The sequence below is a fragment of the Burkholderia sp. MSMB1589WGS genome (assembly GCF_001636105.1).
Lineage (GTDB): Bacteria > Pseudomonadota > Gammaproteobacteria > Burkholderiales > Burkholderiaceae > Burkholderia > Burkholderia humptydooensis.
Window position 1 is genome coordinate 36,245 of the sequence record NZ_LNJT01000001.1, and the last position, 23,981, is coordinate 60,225.

The following is a 23,981-nucleotide window of genomic DNA, read 5'->3' on the forward strand; positions in this document are numbered from 1 at the left end:
AGCAAGCCGAACGCGGCGCGGCCGCCGTCAGTCCGGCGCGCGCCCGAGCACGACGCGCGCGAAGAAGCCGGCGAGCACCTGCTGCGTGGTATCGCCCGTCACGTGTCTCGGATCGGCCGCGTGGTACGACTGCACGCCGTCGCACAGGCTCATCAGCCCGAGCGCGAGAACGTCGGCGGGCAGCAGGAGCGGCGTGCCCACGCGGTCGGCGAACGTCAGGATGTAGTGCGTGAAGCGGTCGCGCTTTTCCTTCACGAACTCGTTGAAGCGCGCGCGGAACTTCGCGTCGCGCGTCGCCTGCAGCTTCGCTTCGCCCCACAGCAGGAACGCCGGGCTGTTGCGGAAGAACTGGCTGTAATACTCGAGCGCGTGCGCCTCCATCTGCTCGCGCGTGCCGCCGCTCTCGAAGATCTTTTGCAGATCCGCTTCCGCCTCTTCGTGATCGCGCCTGAGCAGCTCGAGCAGCAGCTCGGCCTTGCCGCGAAAGTTCGAATAGAACGCGCCGCGCGTGTAGCCCGCCGCCGACGCGATGTCCTCGACGCTCGTCGCCACGTACCCCTTCTTCGTGAATGTGGCGTGCGCAGCGCTCAGCAGACGCTCGCGCGTCAAATCCTTGCTTTGTTCTCGAGTCAGGCGGATTGGCTTCATGGCCGGGAAGTCTAGCATCTTCTCGCGAATCAAAACATCTTTGCATTCAGATACAACCCCGTATTAGAATTCAGCCAAGTTTTTGTCAACAAGTCGGCAACGTGCGCGCCGATTGTTTTGCTTGTTTTGTTTTTGCCGCGCACGACGCCGGGCAAGCGCATCCGGCTTGCCGGTTTTTCCGTTTTCTCCTGTTCGAGGGGTCACCGTGAATCGTTCCGGTTCTCGCGCCGCGCTGCTGATCGGCGTCGCGCTCATCGTTGCCGCCTGTCACCGCAAGGAAGCCGCGCCGAGCGCGCCGCGCCCCGTCGTCGCGGTGCCGGCCCGGGCGGACGGCGCCGCCGCCGCCGTGTCGCTGCCCGGCGAGATCCAGCCGCGCTATGCGACGCCGCTGTCGTTCCGCATCGCCGGCAAGATCGTCGAGCGCAAGGTGCGCCTCGGCGACGCCGTGAAGCCAGGCCAGATCGTCGCGCTGCTCGACACGTCCGACGTCGCGAAGAACGCGGCGAGCGCGCAGGCGCAGCTCGACGCCGCGACGCACGCGCTCACGTTCGCGCAGCAGCAGCTCGAGCGCGACCGCGCGCAGTCGCGCGAGAGCCTGATCGCGCCCGCCCAGCTCGAGCAGACCGAGAACGCCTACGCGTCCGCGCGCGCGCAGCGCGACCAGGCCGCGCAGCAGCTCGCGCTCGCGAAGAACCAGTTGCAGTACGCGACGCTCGTCGCCGATCACGCAGGCTACATCACCGCCGAGCAGGCCGACACCGGGCAGAACGTGTCCGCCGGCCAGCCGGTCTATCAGCTCGCGTGGTCGGGCGACGTCGACGTCGTCACCGACGCGCCGGAAAGCGAGCTGCCCCTCCTCACGCCGGGCCACGCGGCGCGCGTCACGCTGCCGGCGCTGCCCGGCCGCGCGTTCGACGCGCGCGTGCGCGAGATCGCGCCCGCCGCCGATCCGCAAAGCCGCACGTACCGCGTGAAGCTCACGCTCGCGCAGCCCGACGCCGCGGTGCGGCTCGGGATGACCGCGAACGTCGCGTTCTCGTCCGACGCATCGGACAACGCGAGCGCGCAGACGCGCTTCACACTGCCGTCGACGGCGCTCTTCCACGCGGGCAACGCGCCCGCGCTGTGGGTCGTGCGCAAGCAGGACGACACGCTCGAGCTGCGCCGCGTCGACATCGTCCGCTACAACGAGCGCACGGTGACCGTGTCGGGCGGAATCCAGCCGGGCGAGCGCGTCGTGCTGCAAGGCGTGCACACGGTGAGCGCGGGCGAGAAGGTGCGCGCGGTGCCGCCGCTGCACCCGGAGGATGTCGCGTCATGACGGCGGGCCGAGAAGAAGGCGGACGCTTCAACCTGTCCGCGTGGGCGCTGCGTCATCAGGCGCTCGTCATCTACCTGATCGCGCTCGCGACGATCGCGGGCATCCTCGCCTACTCGCGTCTCGCGCAATCGGAAGACCCGCCGTTCACGTTCCGCGTGATGGTGATCCGCACGTTCTGGCCCGGCGCGACCGCGCGCCAGGTGCAGGAGCAGGTCACCGACCGGATCGGCCGCAAGCTGCAGGAAATGCCCGCGATCGACTATCTGCGCAGCTACTCGCGGCCCGGCGAATCGCTGCTTTTCTTCGCGATGAAGGATTCGGCGCCCGTGAAGGACGTGCCGGAAACCTGGTACCAGGCGCGCAAGAAGGTGGGCGACATCTCGATGACGCTGCCGCCCGGCGTCCAGGGCCCGTTCTTCAACGACGAATTCGGCGACGTCTACACGAACATCTACACGCTCGAAGGCGACGGCTTCTCGCCCGCGCAACTGCACGACTACGCGGACCAGTTGCGCGTCGTGCTGCTGCGCGTGCCGGGCGTCGCGAAGGTCGACTACTTCGGCGACCCCGACCAGCGGATCTTCGTCGAGATCGACAACACGCGGCTTGCGCGGCTCGGGATCTCGCCGCAGCAGATCGCGCAGGCGATCAACGCGCAGAACGACGTGTCGTCGCCGGGCGTGCTCACGGCCACGCACGATCGCGTGTTCATCCGGCCGAGCGGCCAGTACGAGAGCGTCGACGCGATCGCCGACACGCTGATCCGCGTGAACGGCCGCACGTTCCGGTTGGGCGACCTCGCGACGATCAAGCGCGGCTACGACGACCCGCCCGTCACGCAGATGCGATCGAACGGCCGCGCGGTGCTCGGCATCGGCGTCACGATGCAGCCGGGCGGCGACGTGATCCGGCTCGGCAAGGCGCTCGACGCGAGCTCGAAGGCGCTGCAGGCGCAACTGCCGGCGGGCCTCAAGCTCACCGAAGTGTCGAGCATGCCGCACGCGGTGTCGCGCTCGGTCGACGACTTCCTCGAGGCGGTCGCCGAGGCGGTCGCGATCGTGCTGATCGTGAGCCTCGTGTCGCTCGGCCTGCGCACCGGGATGGTCGTCGTGATCTCGATCCCCGTCGTGCTCGCCGTCACCGCGCTCTTCATGTATCTGTTCGACATCGGGCTGCACAAGGTGTCGCTCGGCACGCTCGTGCTCGCGCTCGGCCTGCTCGTCGACGACGCGATCATCGCGGTCGAGATGATGGCCGTGAAGCTCGAACAGGGCTTCAGCCGCGCGCGCGCCGCCGCGTTCGCGTACACGAGCACCGCGTTTCCGATGCTCACGGGCACGCTCGTCACGGTGTCCGGCTTTCTGCCGATCGCGCTCGCGAAGTCGAGCACGGGCGAATACACGCGCTCGATCTTCGAGGTGTCGGCGATCGCGCTGATCGCGTCGTGGTTCGCGGCGGTCGTGCTGATCCCCCTCCTCGGCTACCACATGCTGCCCGAGCGCAAGCATCCGTCGAAACACGCCGCAGGCGGCGCGCCGCACGCGCCCGACGCCGCGCACGGCCACGAGCACGGCCACGACATCTACGACACGCGCTTCTACACGCGGCTGCGCGTGTGGATCAAGTGGTGCATCGAGCGGCGCTTCGTCGTGCTCGCGATCACGATCGCGCTGTTCGTCGTCGCGCTCGCGGGCTTCTCGCTCGTGCCGCAGCAGTTCTTCCCGAGCTCGGACCGCCCCGAGCTGCTCGTCGACCTGCGGCTGCCCGAAGGCGCGTCGTTCGACGCGACGCTCAAGCAGGCCGAGCGCTTCGAGAAGCTGATCGAGAAACGGCCGGAGATCGATCACGCGGTGAACTTCGTCGGCTCCGGCGCGCCGCGCTTCTACCTGCCGCTCGATCAGCAACTGCAATTGCCGAACTTCGCCCAGTTCGTGATCACCGCGAAATCGGTCGAGCAACGCGAGAAGCTCTCGGCCTGGCTCGCGAGCGTGCTGCGCGACCAGTTCCCGGCGGTGCGCACGCGGATCTCGCGGCTCGAGAACGGCCCGCCCGTCGGCTATCCGGTGCAGTTCCGCGTGAGCGGCGACAGCATCGCGAGCGTGCGCGCGATCTCGGAGAAGGTCGCGGCGACGATGCGCGCCGACGCACGCGCGACCAACGTCCAGTTCGACTGGGACGAGCCCGCCGAGCGCTCGGTGCGCTTCGAGCTCGACCAGCACAAGGCGCGCGAGCTGAACGTGAGCTCGCAGGACGTCGCGAGCTTCCTCGCGATGACGCTGTCCGGCACGACGGTCACGCAATACCGCGAGCGCGACAAGCTGATCGCCGTCGATCTGCGCGCGCCGCGCGCGCAGCGCGTCGACCCGGCGAATCTCGCGAGCCTCGCGATGCCGACGCCGGGCGGCCCCGTGCCGCTCGGCTCGCTCGGGCGCTTCCACGACACGCTCGAGTACGGCGTCGTCTGGGAGCGCGACCGCCAGCCGACGATCACCGTGCAGTCCGACGTGACGGCGGGCGCGCAAGGGATCGACGTCACGCATGCGATCAACGCGAAGCTCGACGCGCTGCGCGCGCAGTTGCCCGTCGGCTACCGGATCGAGATCGGCGGCTCCGTCGAGGAAAGCGCGAAGGGCCAGACGTCGATCAACGCGCAGATGCCGCTGATGGTGATCGCCGTGCTCACGCTCCTGATGATCCAGTTGCAGAGCTTCTCGCGCGTGCTGATGGTCGTGTTGACCGCGCCGCTCGGGATGATCGGCGTCGTCGGCACGCTGCTCCTGTTCGGCAAGCCGTTCGGCTTCGTCGCGATGCTCGGCGTGATCGCGATGTTCGGGATCATCATGCGCAACTCGGTGATTCTCGTCGACCAGATCGAGCAGGACATCGCCGCCGGGCACGGCCGCTTCGACGCGATCGTCGGCGCGACCGTGCGGCGCTTCCGGCCGATCACGCTGACGGCCGCGGCCGCCGTGCTCGCGCTGATCCCGCTGTTGCGCTCGAACTTCTTCGGCCCGATGGCGACCGCGCTGATGGGCGGCATCACGAGCGCGACCGTGCTCACGCTCTTCTTCCTGCCGGCGCTCTATGCCGCGTGGTTCCGCGTGAAGCCGGACGAGCGCGATCCGGAGCCGCCCGCCACGCCTTCGGGAGCCTGACCATGCGCGTTTCGATTCCTTCGTTGCCGTCCCTGCTGCCGATCGCGGCCCGCGTCGCGCCGCGCGCGAGCGCCCTGACCGCCGCGCTCGCGCTGGCGGGCGCGACGGCCGGCTGCTCGCTGTTCGCACCGAGCGACGCGCCGCCCGCGATGCCGTCGCCCGCGCATTACGGCGCAACGCCGCTGCCCGAGCGCACGGCCGCCGCACAAGGGGTCGCGCAGCGCTTCGACATCGGCGCGCAGCCGGTGCCCGACTGGTGGAAGCGCTACCGGTCGCCCCCGCTCGACGCACTCGTCGACGAGGGTCTGCGCAACAGCCCGACGCTCGCCGCCGCCGAAAAGAGCCTGAGCGCCGCGCGCGAGCAGTTGCGCGCGCAGATCGGCGGCTCGCTGCTGCCGTCGATCGACGCGGGCGGCCAGGCGACGCGCCAGCGCGCGCTCGGCGTGCCGACGTTCGGCCCGCAGACGGTGCTCTACAACGTGTTCGCGGGCCAGTTGCAGGCGAGCTACACGCTCGACCTGTTCGGCGCCGCGCGCTTCGCGAACCGCGCGCTGGCGAAGCGCGTCGACATGAACGCGTACCAGCTCGAATCCACGCGGCGCGCGCTCGCCGCGAACATCGTCACGGCCGCCGTCACGTCGGCCGCGCTCGCCGAGCAGGTCGCGACGACCGAGCGGCTCGTCACGCTCGCGCGCGAGCAGGCGAACGACGCGGCCGCGCGCCATCGGCTCGGCGCGGCGTCGCGCACCGACATGCTGAACGCGCAGCAGAGCGCGGCGGCGCTCGAGGCGAGCCTGCCCGCGCTGCGCCAGCAGTGGCAGACGACGCGCCACGCGCTCGCCGTGCTGCTCGGCCGCACGCCGGACGCAGCGCCCGCCGATCTCGCGCTCGCCGACATGCGGCTGCCGCAGGACGTACCCGTCGTCGTGCCGTCGACGCTGCTGCAGACGCGGCCCGACATCCGCGCGGCCGAAGCCGGATTGCAGGCGGCCGCGGCCGAAGTCGGCGTCGCGACCGCGCAGATGTTCCCGCAACTGTCGCTGTCGGCGTCGATGGGGCACGCGGGCTTCAACTGGCCCGCGATGTTGTCGGGCGCGGGCGCGATCTGGAGCGTCGGCGCATCGCTCACGCAGCCGCTCTTCCACGGCGGCGCGCTGCTCGCGCAGCGCCGCGCGGCGCGCGCGACCTACGACGCGGCCGTCGACCAGTACAGGCAGACGGTGCTCGCCGCGTTCCAGGACATCGCCGACCGGCTAGCCGCGCTCGACAACGACGCGGGCGCGCTCGACGCCTCGAACCGCTCGGCCGTCGCCGCGCGCGGCGCGTTCGACGACACCGCGGCGCGCGTGCGGCTCGGCGCGCTGCCGCCATCGGCCGCGCGCGCGAGCGAACAGCAGTACCGCAACGCGCGGCTCGACGAGATCCGCGCGACGGGCGCGCGGCTCGTCGATACCGCGCGGCTTTTTCAGGCGATGGGCACGCCGACCGACGGCGGCAAGGACGCGAAGGACGCGGCGCGCGCGAGCGGGGCGAGCGCGCCCGGCAAGGTCGACGCGGTCGGCAAGATCCAGGCCTCGGAGACCGCAAGCGCAGCGCCGGCCACCGTCGACGCGCACGCGGCGGCGAGCGCCGAACGCGCGTTGCGCACGCAGGCCGCCGCGCAATAAGCGCGGCGGGCGCGCACCGCGTGGCCGGCCGGGCCAGGTTCGATGCACTCGCGGACTGGCGCGAAGCGCGCCCGGATGCGCGCTTCGCCATGTTTCGCGCTGCGCCGCACCGTCCCTCGTGAAATTCGCGCGCGCAAACGCCGCGCGCGGCGCAGCCCACGGCGCTCGCGTCGAACGAATCGAACGAATCGAACGAATCGAACGATCAAGCGCGCCGCGCATCGCACGCGGCGGCCGCACGATTCGCCCCGCCTCCTCCGTCCGCACGCTACTTCCGCGCCGCTCCCGCGCCCGTTGCGTCCGTTGCGCGGCCTCGGCCGCCTCGGCCGCCGATTCCGCTTGACCCTCACGTAGCGTAAGGTTTCATCCTCCACGGTGCGCATGAAACGGAGGCCAAGGATGCTGCTCAAGATCGGAGAACTGGCGAAACACAGCGGACTGACGGTCCGCACGCTGCACCACTACGACGCGATCGGCCTGCTCAAACCTTCGGCGCGCGCCGACAACGGCTATCGGCTGTACGACCGCAGCGACATCGCCCGGCTCCACCAGATCCAGGCGCTGCGCCGTTTCGGCCTCGCGCTCGCCGACGTCGGCGCCTACCTGGCCCAGCCCGGCACGCCGCTCACGTCGATCGTCGCGCGGCAGATCGCGATGCTCGACCGGCAGATCGAGCAGGCGGCGCGGCTGCGCGAGCGCCTCGTGCAATTGCGGCGCGATCTCGTCGACGGTGCGCAGCCCGAGCTGGCCGACTGGCTCAACACCCTGGAGTTAATGACCGTGTACGACCATTATTTTTCCGAAGAGGAACTCGCGCGCCTGCCGATGTACCGCAACGGCCATGCACCGGCCCCGGAATGGACGGCTCTCGTCGACGACGTGCGCGCGCTGATGGACGCGGGCGTCGCGCCCGAGGACGAGCGCGTGCGCGCGCTGTCGATCCGCTGGATGACGATGCTCGTGCGCGACACGAACGGCGACCCGCGCTTCCTCGCGAAGCTGAATCTGATGCACGAGCGCGAGCCGTCGATGCAGGCGCACATCGGCATCTCGCCCGCGCTGCGCGATTACGTGCTGCGCGCGTTTGCGGAAACGAAGATGCGGATCTACGAGCGCCACCTGTCGCCCGACGAAGCCCGCTTCATGCGCGCGAACTACGGCAAGCACGCGATGGAGTGGCCGCAACTGATGGCCGACGTGCGCGATGCGATCGATGCGGGCGCGTCGCCCGCTTCGCCGGAGGGGCGCGCGCTCGCGCGGCGCTGGCGCGAGTTGTTCCGCAGCTACGCGGGCGACGATCCCGACACGCAGGCGAAGTTCATCCGGGCGCAGACGACCGACCCCGAGCTGCTGGCGGGCACATGGGCCGACGAGACGCTGCTCGACTTCATCCGCGACGCGATGCGCAATCTCGCGCAGGCGCGCTGACGGGCGGCAACAATGCGGCTTGCGGTTCCCTTCCCGCTCCTGCCGCCCCATCACACAATCATGCAAGAACGACCAATGCAAGAACGACAGGCATTCCCAAAACGGCGCATCGAACAACTGCGCCTCGTCTGGCTGCTCATTGTCGGCACCGGCTTCGTCGTGATGGCCCGCGCGATGAGCCTGCCGTTTCTCGCCATCTATCTGCACGAACGGATGAGGCTCGACGCGGCGACGATCGGCCTGCTGCTCGGCTCGGGCGCGCTCGTCGGCACGCTCGGCGGCTTCTTCGGCGGCCATCTGTCCGACGTGCTCGGCCGGCGCAAGGTGCTGACGGGCTGCCTGCTCGCATCAAGCGTGTCGTTCGCCGCGCTTCATTTCGCGGCCAATGCGTGGCAGGTCTTCGCCGTCAACCTCTTCATCAATCTCGCGAGCGCGTTCTACGAGCCGGTCTCGAAGGCGGCCCTCAGCGACAGTCTCCCGCCCGAACAGCGGCTGCGCGCGTTCGCGCGACGCTACGTGGCGATCAACGTCGGCTTCGCGATCGGGCCGCTCGCCGGCGCGTCGCTCGGCCTGCTCGACAAGTCGCCCGTGTTTCTCGTCACGGGCGCGGTCTACCTGCTGTTCTCGATCGCCATCCATGCCGCCACGGCCCGGCTCGCGCGTCGCCGTGCGCCGCACGAAGCAGCGGCGTCCGGCCTGCCGCTCGCCGTGAAGCTGCGCATCGTCGGGGCCGACCGGCGCCTCGTTCTCTTCACCGCGGGTAGCATGCTCGCGATCGCCGTGCACGGCGAAATGTCGGTCACGTTCTCGCAATACCTGATCGGCGCGTTCGACGACGGACTCGAGATGTTCGCCTGGCTGATGAGCACGAACGCGGTCACGGTCGTCGCGAGCCAGCCGCTGCTGAACCGCATCGGCGAGCGGCGCGGGCCGTTCGCGTCGCTCACGCTCGGCGCGATCCTGCTCGCGACCGGCGCGGCCGGCTTCGCGAATTCGCCGAACATGACCGCGCTCGTCGCATCGATGGTCGTCTTCACATGGGGCGAAGTGCTGCTCATTCCGTCGGAATACGCGATCCTCGACAGCATCACGCCGGAGCCGATGCGCGGCATCTACTACGGCGCGCATTCGCTCAGCAACGTCGGCAACCTGCTCGGCCCCTGGCTAGGCGGCCTCGTGCTGCTGCATTACGGCGGCGGCGCGATGTTCTACGGCATGGGCTTCGTCGCGCTGCTCAGCCTGCTCATGTTCGTCGCCGGCGCGCGGATCGAGCCCGCGCCGCAGCGCCGGCTCGAAGTCCGGAGTCGCTGACGACGCTGACGATCCCGCCCGCCGGCTGCCCGTGTGCCGCGTCACCCCGCATCGGCGCCCGGCTCGTCTTCGAATGTCAGCAGATCGCCGGGCTGACAATCGAGATGCCGGCAGATCGCCTCGAGCGTCGCGAAACGGATGCCTTTGACCTTGCCCTGCTTGAGCAGCGACAGATTCTGCTCGGTGATGCCGACGGCCGCGGCAAGATCCTTCGAGCGGACCTTGCGGATCGCGAGCATCACGTCGAGCTTGACGATGATCGGCATGGCGCGCGCCTCAGACGAACTGCCGGTGCTCGGCGTCGAGCTCGCTCGCGTGCTGCAGGATGTGCGCGATGACCGCGATGCAGGCCGCGGTGAACAGCGCGACGACGTACGGCAGGCCGAAGCCCAGCGTGACGACGCGATGCCCGACGGGCTCGCGCATCGTCGCCCACACGCTCAGGAGCGGCTCGCACAGCACGCTCAGCACGACCCACGCGCCGACCGCGCGCCCCGTCTTGCCGAGATGGCGGGCGGCCTCGGCCGAGAAGTATTCGCGGCGCGCATACGTGCGAAACAGCTCGCGCAGATGACGCAGGCCGCTCGCGAGCGCGACGAGCGGCACGCTCGACAGCACGATGCCGCCCGCCTTCTGCCACCACGGAAACGCGGCGACGTCGGCGTTCAGGCCCGCGATCAGCGAATCGGTCAGGCCGAATTCGAGACCCGCGCCCGATTTCACCGCGTTCAGCGACGGAAACGCCCAGCACGCGGCGTTGAGCAGCATCATCGCGACGATGAAGCAGAGGGTGACGGCAGCCATCCGCTGGCTGAGACGGGCGACACGATCGGAGTGCATGGGAATTCCTCGACGATGGGGATCACGGCTCGGATTCTAGCGTTGTTTTTGTCGTAAAACAATCATTAATGATTGTAGAAATTTTATTATTTGTCGCGATTCGTGTATCGCATCGCAAGCGACGAGCGGCCCGGGCCGCTTTCACGCATTCCGCGTCGCGATCCCGAGCGCGCGCAGCCGCCGGTACAGCGTGCGCTCGCTCATCCCGACGCGCTCGGCGAGCGCGCGCCGCGTGCCGCCGAACGCGCGCGCGATCCGCGCGAGCTCGTCGTCGGACAGCTTCGCCGGCGCGCCAGGCTCCGCGCACGCATCGCCCGCGCGCGCGACCTCGTCGGGCAGATGCTCGATGCGAATCACGCCGTCGTCCGCGAGCAGGCATGCGCGATCGAGCACGTTGCGCAGCTCGCGGATATTGCCCGGCCATGCATACGCTTCGAGCCGCGCGAGCGCGTCGGGCGCAACGGTGAAGCACTGCCCGGCCACAGGCCCGAGCGCCGCGATCCGGCGCAGGATCGAATCGACGAGGAGCGGCATGTCGCCCGGCCGCTCGCGCACCGCGGGCAGCGGGATCGGATACGCGCTGATCCGGTAGTACAGATCCGGCCGGAACCGGCCGTCGCCGATCATCGCCTTGAGCGGCTTGTGGGTCGCCGCGACGAGCCGGAAATCCGCGCGCAGCACCTCGACGCCGCCCACCCGCCGGAACGTCCCCGATTCGATGAGGCGCAGCAGCTTCACCTGCATCGACAGCGGCACGTCGCCGATTTCGTCGAGGAACAGCGTGCCGCCCTGCGCGGTCTCGACGAGGCCGGGCTTGCGCGCGGCCGCGCCGGTGAACGCACCCTTCTCGTAGCCGAACAGCTCGCTTTCGAACAGCGTCTCGGCGATCCCCGAACAATCGACGACGACGAACGGCCCCATCGCGCGCGAGCCCGCCTCGTGCAGCGCACGCGCGAACAGCTCCTTGCCCGTGCCCGATTCGCCGAGCAGCAGCACGGGCAGCATCGCCGGCGCGACCCGCTGCAGCGCGGACAGCGCCGCGTTGAACGCGTCCGAGCCGCCGACGAGCCCCTCGCCGCTCGGCTTCGCCGACGCGCTGCGCACGGTCGTCAGCCGCTCGACGTACGCGATCACCGCGCCGCGCGCATCGAAGATCGGCCGCAGCTCGACGTCGACGTGCTCGGGCCCGCGCGGCGTGTGATGGATGTGCAGCACGCGGTTCAGGCTGCGCGATTCGGCCGCCTGCTTCATCGGGCAGTGCTCGCCCGCCTGGTCGCACGGCACGTCGTAGCGATGCGACACCTGATAGCAGCGCCGCCCGACGTGCGCCTCGCCGGCGATCCCGAACTGCCGCTGATACGCGGCGTTCGCGGCGAGGACCCGGTACGACGGATCGAGCACGATCATCGGCTGCGGGTCCTGCTCGAGGTACGACACGAGCCCGCTCACGTCGGGCGGCGAGACTGGAACGATCAGGATGACGTCGTGCTGATCCATGCGTTGAGCTCCGGCTGCGCGGCCCGCGGCCACGCTGACTGCCAATTCTGCCATCGAACTGCCAATCATGGCAGCGAACCGGGACGAATGCCGTCCGCGCGGCGGCGCGCAGTGCGCGGCATCGAAACAAAACACGATTTGAATCAAGTACCTGCGCCCGGCGATCGGCAATGCTGTCGGCTTGGCACGGTTCTTGTTCGAACGATCGCCATCTCGATGAATCGGCTCCAGGAGAAACCTCGTGACAACAGCGTCCACGATGACCGTCGAAGGCTTTTTCGACCCGGCGACGTGCACCATCAGCTATCTGCTGCTCGATTCCGGCAGCGGCGAATGTGCGCTGATAGACAGCGTGCTCGACTACGATCCGAAATCCGGCCGCACGCGCACCGCGAGCGCGGACCAACTGATCGCGCGCGTCGCGGCGCTCGGCGCGCGCGTGCGCTGGCTGCTCGAAACGCACGTGCACGCCGACCATCTGTCGGCCGCGCCATACCTGAAGGCGCAGATCGGCGGCGAGATCGCGATCGGGCGCCACGTGACGCGCGTGCAGGATGTGTTCGGCGCGCTGTTCAACGCGGGGCCCGCGTTCTCGCGCGACGGCCGCCAGTTCGATCGCCTGCTCGACGATGGCGACACGCTCGCGCTCGGCGCGCTCTCGATTCGCGCGATGCACACGCCGGGCCACACGCCCGCATGCATGACCTACGTCGTCGCCGAAGGGCGAGCGGCACGACATGACGCACCCCACGCGCACGAGGCGCACGAGGCGCACGAGGCGCACGAGATGGCCGCCTTCGTCGGCGACACGCTCTTCATGCCCGACTACGGCACCGCGCGCTGCGACTTCCCCGGTGGCGACGCGCGCACGCTGTACCGGTCGATCCGCAAGGTGCTGAGCCTGCCGCCCGAGACGCGCCTGTACATGTGCCACGACTATCAGCCGAACGGCCGCGCGGTCCAGTACGCGAGCACCGTCGCCGACGAGCGGCGCGAGAACGTGCACATCCACGACGGCGTCACCGAGGACGATTTCGTCGCGATGCGCACCGTGCGCGATTCGACGCTCGACATGCCGGTGCTGATGCTGCCTTCGGTGCAGGTCAACATGCGCGCGGGACGCCTGCCCGAGCCCGAGGACAACGGCGTGCGCTACCTGAAGATCCCCCTCGACGCGATCTGAGCCTGCCCGCCCCAACGACGACACGACACATACGACACGCCAACCATGGAAATCCGCAAGCTGACCGACACGCTGTCGGTCTCTCCCCAGCTCGTCGCCGCCGATCTGCCCGCGATCGCGCAGGCCGGCTTTCTCTCGATCGTCTGCAACCGGCCGGACGGCGAAGGCCCGGACCAGCCGACCGTCGCCGAGATCGACGCGGCCGCGAAGCCGTTCGGCATCGCGGTCCACTATCTGCCCGTCGACTCGGGCAAAGTCACCGATTCGCAAGGCGAGCAGTTCGGCGCGCTGCTCGGCACGCTCGCCTCGCCCGCGCTCGCGTACTGCCGCACCGGCATGCGCTCGGCGACGCTGTGGGGGCTGTCGCAGGCGGGCCTGCGTCCGCTGAACGACATCGTCGCCACGGGCCGCGCGGCCGGCTACGACCTCGCCGCGCTCGGCCGCCGGATCATGCAGCGCAGCCAGAGCGCGGCGACGCAAACCGTCGAGGCAAGCCACGACATCGTGATCGTCGGCGCGGGCGCGGCGGGGATCGCGGTCGCGTCGAGCCTGCTCGCGCGCGAGCGCTCGCTCGACATCGCCGTCATCGATCCGGCCGACACCCATTACTACCAGCCCGGCTGGACGATGGTCGGCGCGGGCGTGTTCCAGCCGAAGACGACCGCGCGGCAGATGGCCGCCGTGCTGCCGCGCGGCGTGCACTGGATCAAGGCCGCTGTCGCCGCGTTCGAGCCCGATACGCACACGGTCGTGCTCGACGGCTGCCGGCTCGTGCGCTACCGGCAGCTCGTCGTCTGCCCGGGGCTGAAGCTCGACTGGCACGGCATCGAAGGCCTGCCCGAGACGCTCGGCAAGAACGGCGTCACGTCGAACTATCGCTACGATCTCGCGCCGTACACGTGGCAGCTCGTGCGCGCGTTCGCCGGCCGCCGCGCGCTGTTCACGCAGCCGCCGATGCCGATCAAGTGCGCGGGCGCGCCGCAAAAGGCGATGTATCTGTCGGCCGACCACTGGCGGCGCACGAAACGCCTCGACATCATCGACATCGAGTTCTTCAATGCGGGCGCGGCGCTCTTCGGCGTCGCCGATTACGTGCCGGCGCTGATGGAATACGTGAAGCGCTACGACATCGCGCTGAATTTCGGCCACAACCTGATCGCGATCGACGGCGAGCGCAAGCGCGCGACGTTCGCGCGCACGCTGCCGGAAGGCGGCGCCGAGACCGTCACGCGCGAATTCGACATGATCCATGTCGTGCCGCCGCAGAAGGCGCCCGATTTCGTGCGCGCGAGCCCGCTCGCCGACACGGCCGGCTGGATCGACGTCGATCCGGCGACGCTGCGCCACCGGCGCCACGCGGACGTGTTCGCGCTCGGCGACGTGACGAACACGACGAACGCGAAGACCGCGGCCGCCGCGCGCAAGCAGGCGCCCGTCGTCGCGCACAACGTGCTCGCCGCGCTCGGCAAGGCCCACGGCGACGCGACCTACGACGGCTACGGCTCGTGCCCGCTGACCGTCGAGCGCGGCAAGATCGTGCTCGCCGAGTTCCTGTACGGCGGGAAGGTCGCGCCGACCTTCCCCGCATGGCTCATCGACGGCAAGCGCCCGTCACGGCTCGCGTGGCTGCTCAAGGAGCGGCTGCTGCCGCCGCTCTACTGGCAGGCGATGCTCAAGGGCCGCGAATGGCTCGCGAAGCCCGAGATCGCCGGCTGATCGCCGCCCTTCGATGACCCTCGTCCGGAACAACGAAGCATGCTGATTTCCCTGGTGCTGGGCAGCATCGTCGGCGCGGTGCTGGGATTGACGGGGGCGGGCGGCGGCATTCTCGCCGTGCCCGCGCTCGTTGTCGGAATGGGCTGGCCGATGCAGCAGGCGACGCCCGTCGCGCTCGTCGCGGTCGCGGGCAGCGCCGCGCTCGGCGCGCTCGAGGGCTTTCGGCGCGGGCTCGTGCGCTATCGCGCGGCGTTCCTGATGGCCGCGGCCGGCGTGCCGCTGACGGCGCTCGGCGTGCGCCTCGCGCACGTGCTCCCGCAGCGCGTGCTGCTCGCGCTCTTCGCGCTCGTGATGCTGATCGTCGGGGTGCGCCTGTTGCGCCACGCGCTCGCGCATGCCGCAGGCGAGCCGGCCCGCTCGCCGCTGTGCGTCGGCCGCATCAACCCGGATACGGGACGCCTCGTCTGGTCCTGGCCGGCCGGCATCGCGCTCGCGTCGACGGGCGCGCTCACGGGGCTGATGACGGGCCTGCTCGGCGTCGGCGGCGGCTTCGTGATCGTGCCGATGCTGCGCAAGTTCACGAACGTGACGATGCACGGCATCGTCGCGACGTCGCTGATGGTGATCGCGCTCGTCGGCACGGGCGGCGTGATCGCGACGATCGTGAGCGGCACGCCCGCGCCGCTCGACGTCACGTTGTGGTTCACCGTGACGACGGCGCTCGGCATGGCGGCCGGGCGCTGGGTGTCGCGCTTCGTGTCCGCGCGGCACGTGCAGATGGGCTTTGCGGCCGCGCTCGTGTGCGTCGCGGCCGGGCTGCTCGCGAAAGCGGCGCTCGGCTTCTGACGCCGCGCGCGGCGCACGCGGCGCGGCAAAAGCCGGAGCGTGCCGGCCGCGTCAGACGGCTTCGGCCATCCTCTTTCTTTCCTGACGCTGCATCACGTAGTTCGCCCCCACGACGCCGATCGTCACGGCGACGATGAAGAGCGTCGCGAGCGCGTTCATCTCCGGATTGAGGCCGAGGCGCACGCGCGAGAACACGACGAGCGGCAGCGTCGTCGAGCCGGGCCCGGACAGGAACGCGGACAGCACCAGATCGTCGATCGACAGCGTGAACGACAGCAGCCAGCCCGACACGAGCGCCTGCGAGATCAGCGGCAGCGTGATCGAGAAGAACACCCGGAACGGCGTCGCGCCGAGATCGAGCGCGGCCTCCTCGAGCGACGGGTTCAGCTCGCGCACGCGCGACTGCACGATGATCGCGACATACGAGATGCACAGCATCACATGGCCGAGCCAGATCGTGAACATCCCGCGGCCGGCGGGCCACCCGAACCACTTGCCGAGCTCGATGAACAGCAGCAGCAGCGAGATGCCCTGGATCACCTCGGGAATCACGAGCGGCGCGTTGATCATCCCGCTGTAGAGCGCAAAGCCGCGAAAGCGGCCCATCCGCGCGAGCACGAAGCCCGCCCACGTGCCGATGAACACCGACGCGAACGCGGTCATCACCGCGATCTTCAGCGACAGCCACGCGGCCGCGATCAACTCGTCGTCCTCGACGAGCGCCGCATACCAGCGCGTCGAGAAGCCTGACCAGACGGTGACGAGCTTCGACTCGTTGAACGAATAGACGACGAGGCTCGCGATCGGAATATAGAGGAAAGCGAAGCCGATCGCGAGCATCAGCACCTGCAGATAGCGATTCGGCCTCATCGGCGGCGGCCCTCCTGCTCCTTCGCCTGGAAGTGCTGGAACATCGCCATCGGCACGAGGAGCAGCAGCACCATCGCGCAGGTCACGGCCGACGCCATCGGCCAGTCCGCGTTGTTGAAGAACTCGTTCCACATCACGCGGCCGATCATCAGCGTGTTCGCGCCGCCGAGCAGTTCCGGAATCACGTACTCGCCGACGGCCGGAATGAACACGAGCAGGCAGCCCGCGATGATCCCGTTCCTCGACAGCGGCAGCGTGATCTGCACGAACGCCTTCCACGGTTTCGCCCCGAGATCGTACGCGGCTTCGAGCAGGCGCAGGTCCATCTTCACGAGGTGCGCGTAGAGCGGCATCACGAGGAACGGCAGGTACGAATAGACCATGCCGATGTAGACGCCGACGTTCGTCCGGTACAGCTCGATCGGCGCGCTGATGAGCCCCGTCCACATCAGGAAGTTGTTCAGCAGCCCGTTGTTCTTCAGGATCCCGATCCACGCGTACACGCGGATCAGGAACGACGTCCAGAACGGCAGCATCACCGCCATCATCAGCAGGTTGCGCGTGCCCGGGTTCGAGCGCGCGATGTAGTACGCCATCGGATAGCCGATCAGCAGGCACAGCAGCGTCGTGACCGCCGCGACGACGACCGAGTTCACGTAGGTCGCGAAGTACAGGCTGTCGCTGAACAGGAACGCGTAGTGCTGCAGGTTCAGCTTGATGCCGAGCACGCCGTCGGCGAACGACGTGAGCTCCGTGTACGGCGGAATGCCGAGCTGCAGCTCGGCGAAGCTGATCTTGACGACGAGGATGAACGGCACGAGAAAGAACAGCACGAGCCAGAAGAACGGGCCCGCGATCACGGCCGTGCGGCCCGTCAGGCCGAACTTCCTGACCGGCCACGCAAAGAACGACGAAAGCGCGTTCATGACGTGAGCACCACGCCGGCGGCGGCGCTCCAGCGCACGTAGATTTCGTCGCCCCAGCCGGGCGAATCGAGATCGGCGATCGCGAGGCTCGACACGTTCGCGATCACCGTCTTCCCGGAATCGAGCTTGACGTGATACAGCGAATAGCCGCCCATGTACGCGACGTTCGTGACGACGCCGCGCCCCCAGTTGTACGCGCCGTCGGCGGGCTTGCGCGTGAGCGCGATGCGCTCCGGGCGCACCGACACCGCGACCGGCATCCCGAGCGGGCCCGTGATCCCGTGGTTCACGTACAGCCGGCACGACAGATCCGGCGATTCGATGAACACGTGATCCGGCTCGTCCTCGACGGTCACGCCCTCGAACAGGTTCGTCGAGCCGATGAACTCCGCGGAGAAGCGGCAGTTCGGATATTCGTAGACTTCGTGCGGCGTGCCGATCTGCACGATCTGGCCTTCGCTCATCACGGCGAGCCGGCCCGCCATCGTCATCGCCTCCTCCTGGTCGTGCGTGACCATGATGCAGGTGACGCCGACCTTCTCGAGGATGTTGACGAGCTCGATCTGCGTGCGCTGGCGGATCTGCTTGTCGAGCGCCGACATCGGCTCGTCGAGCAACAGCAGCTTCGGCCGCTTGACGAGCGAGCGCGCGAGCGCGACCCGCTGCTGCTGGCCGCCCGACAACTGATGCGGCTTGCGGCCCGCATAGCGGGCCATCTGCACGAGCTCGAGCGCGTCGCGCACGCGCTCCTTCAGCTCGGCCTTCGGCACGCCTTCCTGCCTGAGGCCGAATGCGACGTTCGCCTCGACCGTCATGTGCGGGAACAGCGCATACGACTGGAACATCATGTTCACGGGCCGCTTGTACGGCGGCATCTGCGCGAGGTCCTCGCCGTCGATCAGGATCTTGCCGGAGGTGATCGTCTCGAGGCCGGCGAGCATGCGCAGCAGCGTGGACTTCCCGCAGCCGGAGCTGCCGAGGAGCGCGAACAGCTCTCCCTTGCGCACGGTCAGGTCGACGTTGCGCACCGCGACGGTCTCGCCGAACTTCTTGACGACGTCGATGATCTGGACAAAGTTTTCGGCGCGCTCGTCGGCGCCCGCCTGAGGCCGATAGGACGGCGCGCCCGCCACTGCCACGCCCGACTGACTATTCATGATGTGCTGCCGTGCTCCTACGTTTGACGAACAAAGCCCCCGGGGGCACCAGGGGCTTCTCAGGTTTGCCGCGATGCTGCGCGCTTCGCGTCAGCGTCCCGATTTCAGCTCGGTCCAGAGACGCGTCTGCAGGCGCTGGATCTCGGGCGGCAGCGGCTTGAGCAGGAACAGCGTCTTCACGACGTCCGGATGCGGGTACACGGCCGGGTCGTTCGCGACGTCCGGGCGCACGTACTTGCGCGCTTGCGCGTTCGCACTCGGGTAGTAGACGGCGTTCGTGATCGCCGCGTGAACCTTCGGATCCTCGATGTAGTTGATCCACTGCAGCGCGGCGTCCTTGTTCTTCGCGTCCTTCGGGATCGCCATCACGTCGAACCACACGGGCGCGCCGCCCTTCGGCACATAGTACTCGACCCTGTACGGCTTCTTCGCCTCGAGCGCGCGGTGCTTCGCGATCACGACGTCGCCCGACCAGCCGAACGCGAAGCAGATGTCGCCGCCGACCATGTCGTTGATGTAGCCCGACGAATTGAACTGCGTGATGTACGGGCGGATCTTCTTGAGCACCTGCATCGCGGCCTGGTAGTCGGCCGGGTTCGTACTCATCGGGTCCTTGCCGATGTAGTGGAGCGTCGCCGCGAACATCTGGTCGGGCGCGTCGAGCACCGACACGCCGCACGCCTTCAGCTTCGAGATGTTCTCCGGCTTGAACAGGATGTCCCAGTTGTCGAGCGGCACCTTGCCGAGGATCTTCTGCGCCTTGTCGACGTTGTAGCCGAGGCCCGTCGTGCCGTATGCCCAGGGCACCACGTACTTGTTGCCCGGATCGGCGCCCGCGACGAGCGCCATCAGTTGCGCGTCGAGATATTTGAGGTTCGGAAGCTTCGATTTGTCGAGCGGCGCGAAGATGCCGGCCTGGATCTGCTTGCCCGCGTAGTTGCTCGTCGGCACGACGATGTCGTAGCCCGAGTTGCCGGTCAGCAGCTTCGCCTGCAGCGTGTCGTCGCTGTCGTAGTTGTCGTAGCGGACCTTGACGCCCGTCTGCTTCTCGAAGTTCGGGATCGTGTCCTTCGCAATGTAGTCCGACCAGTTATAGACGTTGAGCTGCGTATCCTTTGCCGCCGCCACCGTTGCGCCCGCGCAGAGCGCAAGTGCCGTCAACCGGCCCGCCACCTTTGCCTTCATCCCGTTCTCCCTGATCGAACCGATTCGATCGTCGTCAGCCTCGCCACTGCGGCGGCGCTTGTTTCCCGTTTCGCGCCGCCCCCTTGAAAACCCCGAAAGCTACCACTAATCCGGCCCCACCACAAAAATTTCCCGCCGTTGTCGTACAAACGGAACACATTTGCGCTTTTCAATTGCACAGCGCGGGGCCACCGCTACGCAGCGGGTGGGCGCAATTTTATCGGGTTATCGGCGCGTGTCCATCCGGGAAAAAGGCCTGCCCGGGCCGAACGGATCACCTACCCTAAATTCAGGCGGCGCCCGTTCGTCATTCCGGATAGGAGGACGCGCACCGGCCCGTCCGAACGCCGCGCCCGCCGCCCGGCCGTGCGCGGCGAACCGTTCGCCGAACCGCCATCATGAACAGTCGCCCGCTTGCCGCCCGCTGCACGCCGCCGCGCCGCCCGTCCGCCTCCGGCGGGCCGGGCGGCGGCCGCCGCTGGGCCACGTTCGTCGGCGCGGGCGTGCTCGTCGCCGTCGGCTACATGGACCCCGGCAACTGGGCGACCGCGCTCGCGGGCGGCGCAGGCTACGGCTACGCGCTCCTCGGCATCGTGATCGCCGCGAGCCTGATGGCGATGCTGCTGCAATGGCTCGCCGCGCGGATCGGCGTCGTGTCCGGGCGCGACCTCGCGCAACTGTGCCGCGAGCGCTTCGACCCGCGCGTCACCGTGCTGCTGTGGATCGCCGCCGAGATCGCGATCATCGCGTGCGACGTCGCGGAGGTCGTCGGCGCGGCGGTCGCGCTGCAGATGCTCTTCGGCGTATCGCTGACGGCGGGCGTGCTCGTGTCGGCGGTCGGCACGCTCGCGATGCTCGCGCTCGAGCGGCGCGGCCGGCGCACGCTCGAAGCGGCGATCGCGTCACTCATCTTCTTCGTCGGCTTGTGCTTCGTGATCGAAGTCGCGCTCGCCCGGCCCGACTGGCACGCGGCGCTCGCGGGCGCCGCGCCGCCGCCGCGGCTGCTGCGCGAGCCCGGCATGCTGTGGCTCTCGGCCGGCATCCTCGGCGCGACCGTGATGCCGCACAACCTTTACCTGCACTCGATGCTCGTCAAGCACCATGCGAGCGAGCGCGACGAGCAGTCGATCCGGCGCGCGCTGTTCGGCGTCAATCTCGATACGTTCGTGTCGCTCGGGTTCGCATTCGTGATCAACGCGGCGCTTCTCATCGTCGCGGCGGCGGTGTTCCATGCGAGCGGCCACGACGACGTCACCGATCTCGCCGACGCGCACCGGCTCATCGCGCCGCTCGTCGGCAACCGCTGGGCAGGGCTGCTGTTCGCGGCCGCGCTGCTCGCGTGCGGGCTGTCGGCGACGGTGACGGGCACGCTCGCCGGCCAGGCGATCATGGAAGGCTTCCTGAAGCTCACGCTGCCGCGCTGGCAGCGCGCGCTCCTCACCCGCGCGCTCGCGATCGGCCCCGCGCTCGCCGCGGTCGGCCTGTTCGGGCAGCACGGATCGAATCAACTGCTCGTCGCGAGCCAGGTCGTGCTGAGCCTGCAATTGCCGCTCGCGATGGTTCCGCTCGTCGTATTCGCGTCGAGCCGCGCGCTGATGGGAAACTGGCGAGTCCGCGGCTTGCCGCTCGCGGCCGCGTGGGTGTGCGCCGCCGTGATCCTGCTGCTGAACGGGGCGCTCGTCTGGCAGGTCGTTGCGGCGGAGTGAGCGGAAGAAATTGGCGCACGGCTCGCGCGCCGGCAGCAGCGACGGCGGCGGCAATTCACCCAGCCATTCACCCGGCCATTCACCCGTTCGATTGAAAAACCGCAGCGACGCTCGCACGCATCATGCGCCTCGGCGCGCCACGCCTCCTCCTTCCGGGCCGCCCCGATCGACCGCGCCAGGCGTTTCGCGCGCATGCTTTAACATAACGGCTTGCCGCTCGCGCGGCGATCACCGAATTCCATGCTCCGATGACCTCGAATCTTCACGACAAACCCGACAGCCCCTGCATCGGCGTCTGCTCGACGCTCTTCGACGAAGTCTGCAAAGGCTGCGGTCGCACGGCGCTCGAAGTCGCGAACTGGGTGTTCATGACGGACGCCGAGAAGCAGGCGGTATGGGAGCGCATCACGCGCGAAGGCACCGCGATGCGCTTCCAGTACGACAAGCTGTAGTGCTGTCGACTCGCAACGCGCGGCGGTTGCAGAGTATGCGCATGCGCATTCGATCAGCATGCCGAAACGATCGGAGCAAAAAAAGGACGGCACGCATGAAGCCGTGCCGCCAACCCCAACACTTTTCGATTCCGCCGATTCCTAGAACTTCATCCCGACGCCGACGCCCACGATGAGCGGATCGATGTTCAGCCGGCCGAGCGGCTGGCCGCCGAGCGTCGCATCGGTGTGCATCCAGATCTTCTTCACGTCGACGTTGACGAACACTTTCTTCGTCACCTGCACATCGACGCCGAACTGCAGCGCGGGACCGAAGCTGTGGTTGTTGATCCCGATCCCCTCGCCGCCCGCGTGCAGTCCGTTGTTGTAGAACAACGTGTAGTTGATGCCCGCGCCGACATACGGACGCACCTTGCCGGCGTGATTGAAGTGGTACTGCAGCAGCAGCGTCGGCGGCAGCACGCCGACGCCGCCGAGATCGCCGAGCGACGACGTGATCTGATGCCGCGACGTGCCGAGGATCAGCTCGACGCCGAGGTAATCGCGAATCATGTACGTGAAGTCGAGCTCGGGGACGATCGCGTTGTTCACGCCGACGTTCAGCGCCGACAGCGTATTGCTCGTGCGCTCGTCCGGCATGATGCTGATCCCGCGAACGCGCGCGATGATGTCGCCTTGATTGATGCCCTCCCCGGGCGAAGCCGCATGCGATAGCGACGGAATCATCGCAAGACCGGCTGCGCAGGCGATAGCGGTGGTGCAAGTACGGATTGTTTGACAACGCATCATAAGGCCCCCCTAAGAACAGGCTTCATTCTCCGGGGATGGTTCCCTACTTATATTGACCGACATCAAGCATCACGACAGCGAGAAAGTGGGACGGTTTGCCGCAGCCTCGGGCGCGGCGCCCGTGAGCAGCAGGTCGAGCAGATCGCGCACGCTGCGAATCGCCTGCCCGAACGGCAACGACTCGCGGCCGCGGAAGAACAGCCCGTTCGCGACGTCGCCGCGCAGCGCGGCGGCAAGACGCGTATCGATGCAGAAGTGACCGAAGCGCTCGATGCCGTCGCGCAAACCGCACACCGTCAGGCATTCGAGCGCGGACGGGCAGCGCTGCTTGAGCGCGCCGATCTTCGCGCGGATGCGCGCCTCGTGCCGCAGATAGCGCTCGAGCCACGGCGTCTTCACCGCACGCGCGGGCAGCCCCGTGACACTGACGAATTCGACGATGTCGTCCGGCTGCGCGTTCGCGAGCACGCGCTTGAAATTCGGATGCGCATCGCCCTCCTCCGTGACAGCGAACGGCGTGCCCACCTGCACGCCGTCCGCGCCTTCGGCGAGCGCCGCGCGCACCGTCTCGTGGCTGTTGATGCCGCCCGCGACGACGAGCGGAATGCGTTCGCGCTCGAGGCCGAGCGACACGAACGTCTGCCGGGTTTCGTCGATGACGCGCGCGAATTCGAAGCGCGGATCGTCCATGTCGTCGAGGCTCGTCACGCCGAGATGGCCGCCCGCATGCGCCGGATGCTCGATCACGATCGCATCGGGCACGCGCCCTTTCTTCATCCACTTCTTCAGCACGAGCGCGATGCCGCGGCTGTCCGACAGGATCGGGATCAGCGCGATATCGTGCCCCTGCGTCATGTCCGGCAGATCGAGCGGCAACCCTGCGCCCATCACGATCGCGTCCGCGCCGAATTCGCACGCGATGCGCACGTAGTCCGCGTGCGAGCGCACCGCCTTCATCACGTTGACCGCGATCATGCCGCGGCCCTCGCTCCACGTCTTCGCGCGCTGGATCTCGCGCGCGAGCGCCTCGAGATTCGCAGCCTCCATCGTCTCGCGATCGGGGTGCAGCCTGCAGCGCTCGATCAGGTCGGTATGGTGATGGCGCAAGTCGATGCTCGCGATCGTGCCGAGCGCGCCTTCGCGCGCGACGCTTCCGGCGAGCCGATGCGCGGAGATACCGACGCCCATCCCGCCCTGCACGACGGGCAACAGCGAGCGGCCACGGATCCTGAGCGGCGGAAAGGGAATGGGACCGATCATCGCAACCTCTCGATACAGCAGAAA

Annotated in this window: 20 protein-coding genes; 10 read left to right on the forward strand and 10 right to left on the reverse strand. The window is 68.6% G+C overall.

What is annotated here, in order from left to right:
- Nucleotides 1–27 precede the first annotated feature (27 nt).
- Complete coding sequence (locus WT16_RS00205; protein WP_015600284.1) at nt 28–648, reverse strand: TetR/AcrR family transcriptional regulator; 621 nt, start codon at nt 646–648, stop codon at nt 28–30.
- Nucleotides 649–853: 205 nt separating this feature from the next.
- Here WT16_RS00205 and WT16_RS00210 point away from each other — a divergent pair, with 205 nt between their 5' ends.
- The 5 genes from WT16_RS00210 to WT16_RS00230 all read left to right on the forward strand — a co-directional run bounded on the left by WT16_RS00210 (nt 854) and on the right by WT16_RS00230 (nt 9,530).
- The gene (locus WT16_RS00210) at nt 854–1,969 is read left to right on the forward strand and encodes an efflux RND transporter periplasmic adaptor subunit (RefSeq protein ID WP_059930802.1); all 1,116 of its coding nucleotides are present in this window, start codon (nt 854–856) and stop codon (nt 1,967–1,969) included.
- The gene (locus WT16_RS00215) at nt 1,966–5,124 is read left to right on the forward strand and encodes an efflux RND transporter permease subunit (protein ID WP_015600338.1); all 3,159 of its coding nucleotides are present in this window, start codon (nt 1,966–1,968) and stop codon (nt 5,122–5,124) included. Before WT16_RS00210 ends, WT16_RS00215 begins: the two co-directional genes overlap by 4 nt.
- 2 nt (nt 5,125–5,126) lie before the next feature.
- The gene (locus WT16_RS00220; RefSeq protein ID WP_063532475.1) at nt 5,127–6,791 is read left to right on the forward strand and encodes an efflux transporter outer membrane subunit; all 1,665 of its coding nucleotides are present in this window, start codon (nt 5,127–5,129) and stop codon (nt 6,789–6,791) included.
- A 399-nt stretch (nt 6,792–7,190) separates the two neighbouring features.
- Nucleotides 7,191–8,219, forward strand: a complete 1,029-nt coding sequence (locus WT16_RS00225) for a MerR family transcriptional regulator (RefSeq protein WP_063532476.1) — start codon at nt 7,191–7,193, stop codon at nt 8,217–8,219.
- 75 nt (nt 8,220–8,294) lie between these two features.
- Nucleotides 8,295–9,530 carry an MFS transporter gene (locus tag WT16_RS00230; RefSeq protein ID WP_063532477.1) on the forward strand — a complete coding sequence of 412 codons (1,236 nt, stop codon included), beginning with the start codon at nt 8,295–8,297 and terminating at the stop codon, nt 9,528–9,530.
- Nucleotides 9,531–9,571: 41 nt separating this feature from the next.
- Here the strand turns inward: WT16_RS00230 and WT16_RS00235 are convergent, their stop codons facing one another.
- From WT16_RS00235 to WT16_RS00245, 3 genes are all read right to left on the reverse strand, one after another.
- Nucleotides 9,572–9,796 carry a helix-turn-helix transcriptional regulator gene (locus WT16_RS00235; RefSeq protein ID WP_015602279.1) on the reverse strand — a complete coding sequence of 75 codons (225 nt, stop codon included), beginning with the start codon at nt 9,794–9,796 and terminating at the stop codon, nt 9,572–9,574.
- A 10-nt stretch (nt 9,797–9,806) separates the two neighbouring features.
- The gene (locus WT16_RS00240) at nt 9,807–10,370 is read right to left on the reverse strand and encodes a DUF2975 domain-containing protein (protein WP_059930814.1); all 564 of its coding nucleotides are present in this window, start codon (nt 10,368–10,370) and stop codon (nt 9,807–9,809) included.
- A 141-nt stretch (nt 10,371–10,511) separates the two neighbouring features.
- Complete coding sequence (locus WT16_RS00245; protein WP_063532478.1) at nt 10,512–11,867, reverse strand: sigma 54-interacting transcriptional regulator; 1,356 nt, start codon at nt 11,865–11,867, stop codon at nt 10,512–10,514.
- Nucleotides 11,868–12,126: 259 nt separating this feature from the next.
- On the opposite strand from WT16_RS00245, the gene WT16_RS00250 reads away from it, so the two are divergent.
- The 3 genes from WT16_RS00250 to WT16_RS00260 are packed head-to-tail and all read left to right on the forward strand — an operon-like array spanning nt 12,127 to nt 15,612.
- Nucleotides 12,127–13,050 carry an MBL fold metallo-hydrolase gene (locus tag WT16_RS00250; RefSeq protein ID WP_059930818.1) on the forward strand — a complete coding sequence of 308 codons (924 nt, stop codon included), beginning with the start codon at nt 12,127–12,129 and terminating at the stop codon, nt 13,048–13,050.
- A gap of 45 nt (nt 13,051–13,095) precedes the next feature.
- Nucleotides 13,096–14,766 carry a bifunctional protein tyrosine phosphatase family protein/NAD(P)/FAD-dependent oxidoreductase gene (locus WT16_RS00255; RefSeq protein WP_063532479.1) on the forward strand — a complete coding sequence of 557 codons (1,671 nt, stop codon included), beginning with the start codon at nt 13,096–13,098 and terminating at the stop codon, nt 14,764–14,766.
- Nucleotides 14,767–14,805: 39 nt separating this feature from the next.
- Nucleotides 14,806–15,612 carry a sulfite exporter TauE/SafE family protein gene (locus WT16_RS00260; RefSeq protein ID WP_063532480.1) on the forward strand — a complete coding sequence of 269 codons (807 nt, stop codon included), beginning with the start codon at nt 14,806–14,808 and terminating at the stop codon, nt 15,610–15,612.
- Between the two features lie 51 nt (nt 15,613–15,663).
- Here the strand turns inward: WT16_RS00260 and WT16_RS00265 are convergent, their stop codons facing one another.
- The 4 genes from WT16_RS00265 to WT16_RS00280 all read right to left on the reverse strand — a co-directional run bounded on the left by WT16_RS00265 (nt 15,664) and on the right by WT16_RS00280 (nt 19,750).
- Nucleotides 15,664–16,482 (reverse strand): ABC transporter permease subunit, encoded by an 819-nt coding sequence (locus WT16_RS00265; RefSeq protein WP_006026915.1) that lies wholly within the window; start codon nt 16,480–16,482, stop codon nt 15,664–15,666.
- Nucleotides 16,479–17,408: an ABC transporter permease subunit gene (locus tag WT16_RS00270; protein WP_006026916.1), complete on the reverse strand. Its 930-nt coding sequence runs from the start codon at nt 17,406–17,408 to the stop codon at nt 16,479–16,481. Before WT16_RS00270 ends, WT16_RS00265 begins: the two co-directional genes overlap by 4 nt.
- Nucleotides 17,405–18,565: a polyamine ABC transporter ATP-binding protein gene (potA, locus tag WT16_RS00275; RefSeq protein WP_063532481.1), complete on the reverse strand. Its 1,161-nt coding sequence runs from the start codon at nt 18,563–18,565 to the stop codon at nt 17,405–17,407. The genes WT16_RS00270 and potA overlap by 4 nt, the downstream gene beginning before the upstream one ends.
- 90 nt (nt 18,566–18,655) lie before the next feature.
- Nucleotides 18,656–19,750 (reverse strand): polyamine ABC transporter substrate-binding protein, encoded by a 1,095-nt coding sequence (locus WT16_RS00280; protein WP_009912179.1) that lies wholly within the window; start codon nt 19,748–19,750, stop codon nt 18,656–18,658.
- Between the two features lie 398 nt (nt 19,751–20,148).
- Here WT16_RS00280 and WT16_RS00285 point away from each other — a divergent pair, with 398 nt between their 5' ends.
- Nucleotides 20,149–21,456, forward strand: coding sequence for an Nramp family divalent metal transporter (locus WT16_RS00285; RefSeq protein WP_063532482.1), 1,308 nt, complete (start codon nt 20,149–20,151; stop codon nt 21,454–21,456).
- 248 nt (nt 21,457–21,704) lie between these two features.
- Nucleotides 21,705–21,908, forward strand: a complete 204-nt coding sequence (locus WT16_RS00290; RefSeq protein ID WP_004191494.1) for a DUF1289 domain-containing protein — start codon at nt 21,705–21,707, stop codon at nt 21,906–21,908.
- A 141-nt stretch (nt 21,909–22,049) separates the two neighbouring features.
- On the opposite strand, the gene WT16_RS00295 is transcribed toward WT16_RS00290, so the two are convergent.
- Both WT16_RS00295 and WT16_RS00300 read right to left on the reverse strand, forming a co-directional pair.
- Complete coding sequence (locus tag WT16_RS00295; RefSeq protein WP_009912175.1) at nt 22,050–22,694, reverse strand: OmpW family outer membrane protein; 645 nt, start codon at nt 22,692–22,694, stop codon at nt 22,050–22,052.
- A gap of 72 nt (nt 22,695–22,766) precedes the next feature.
- Nucleotides 22,767–23,957, reverse strand: coding sequence for a nitronate monooxygenase family protein (locus WT16_RS00300; protein WP_015602257.1), 1,191 nt, complete (start codon nt 23,955–23,957; stop codon nt 22,767–22,769).
- Nucleotides 23,958–23,981: the final 24 nt, after the last annotated feature.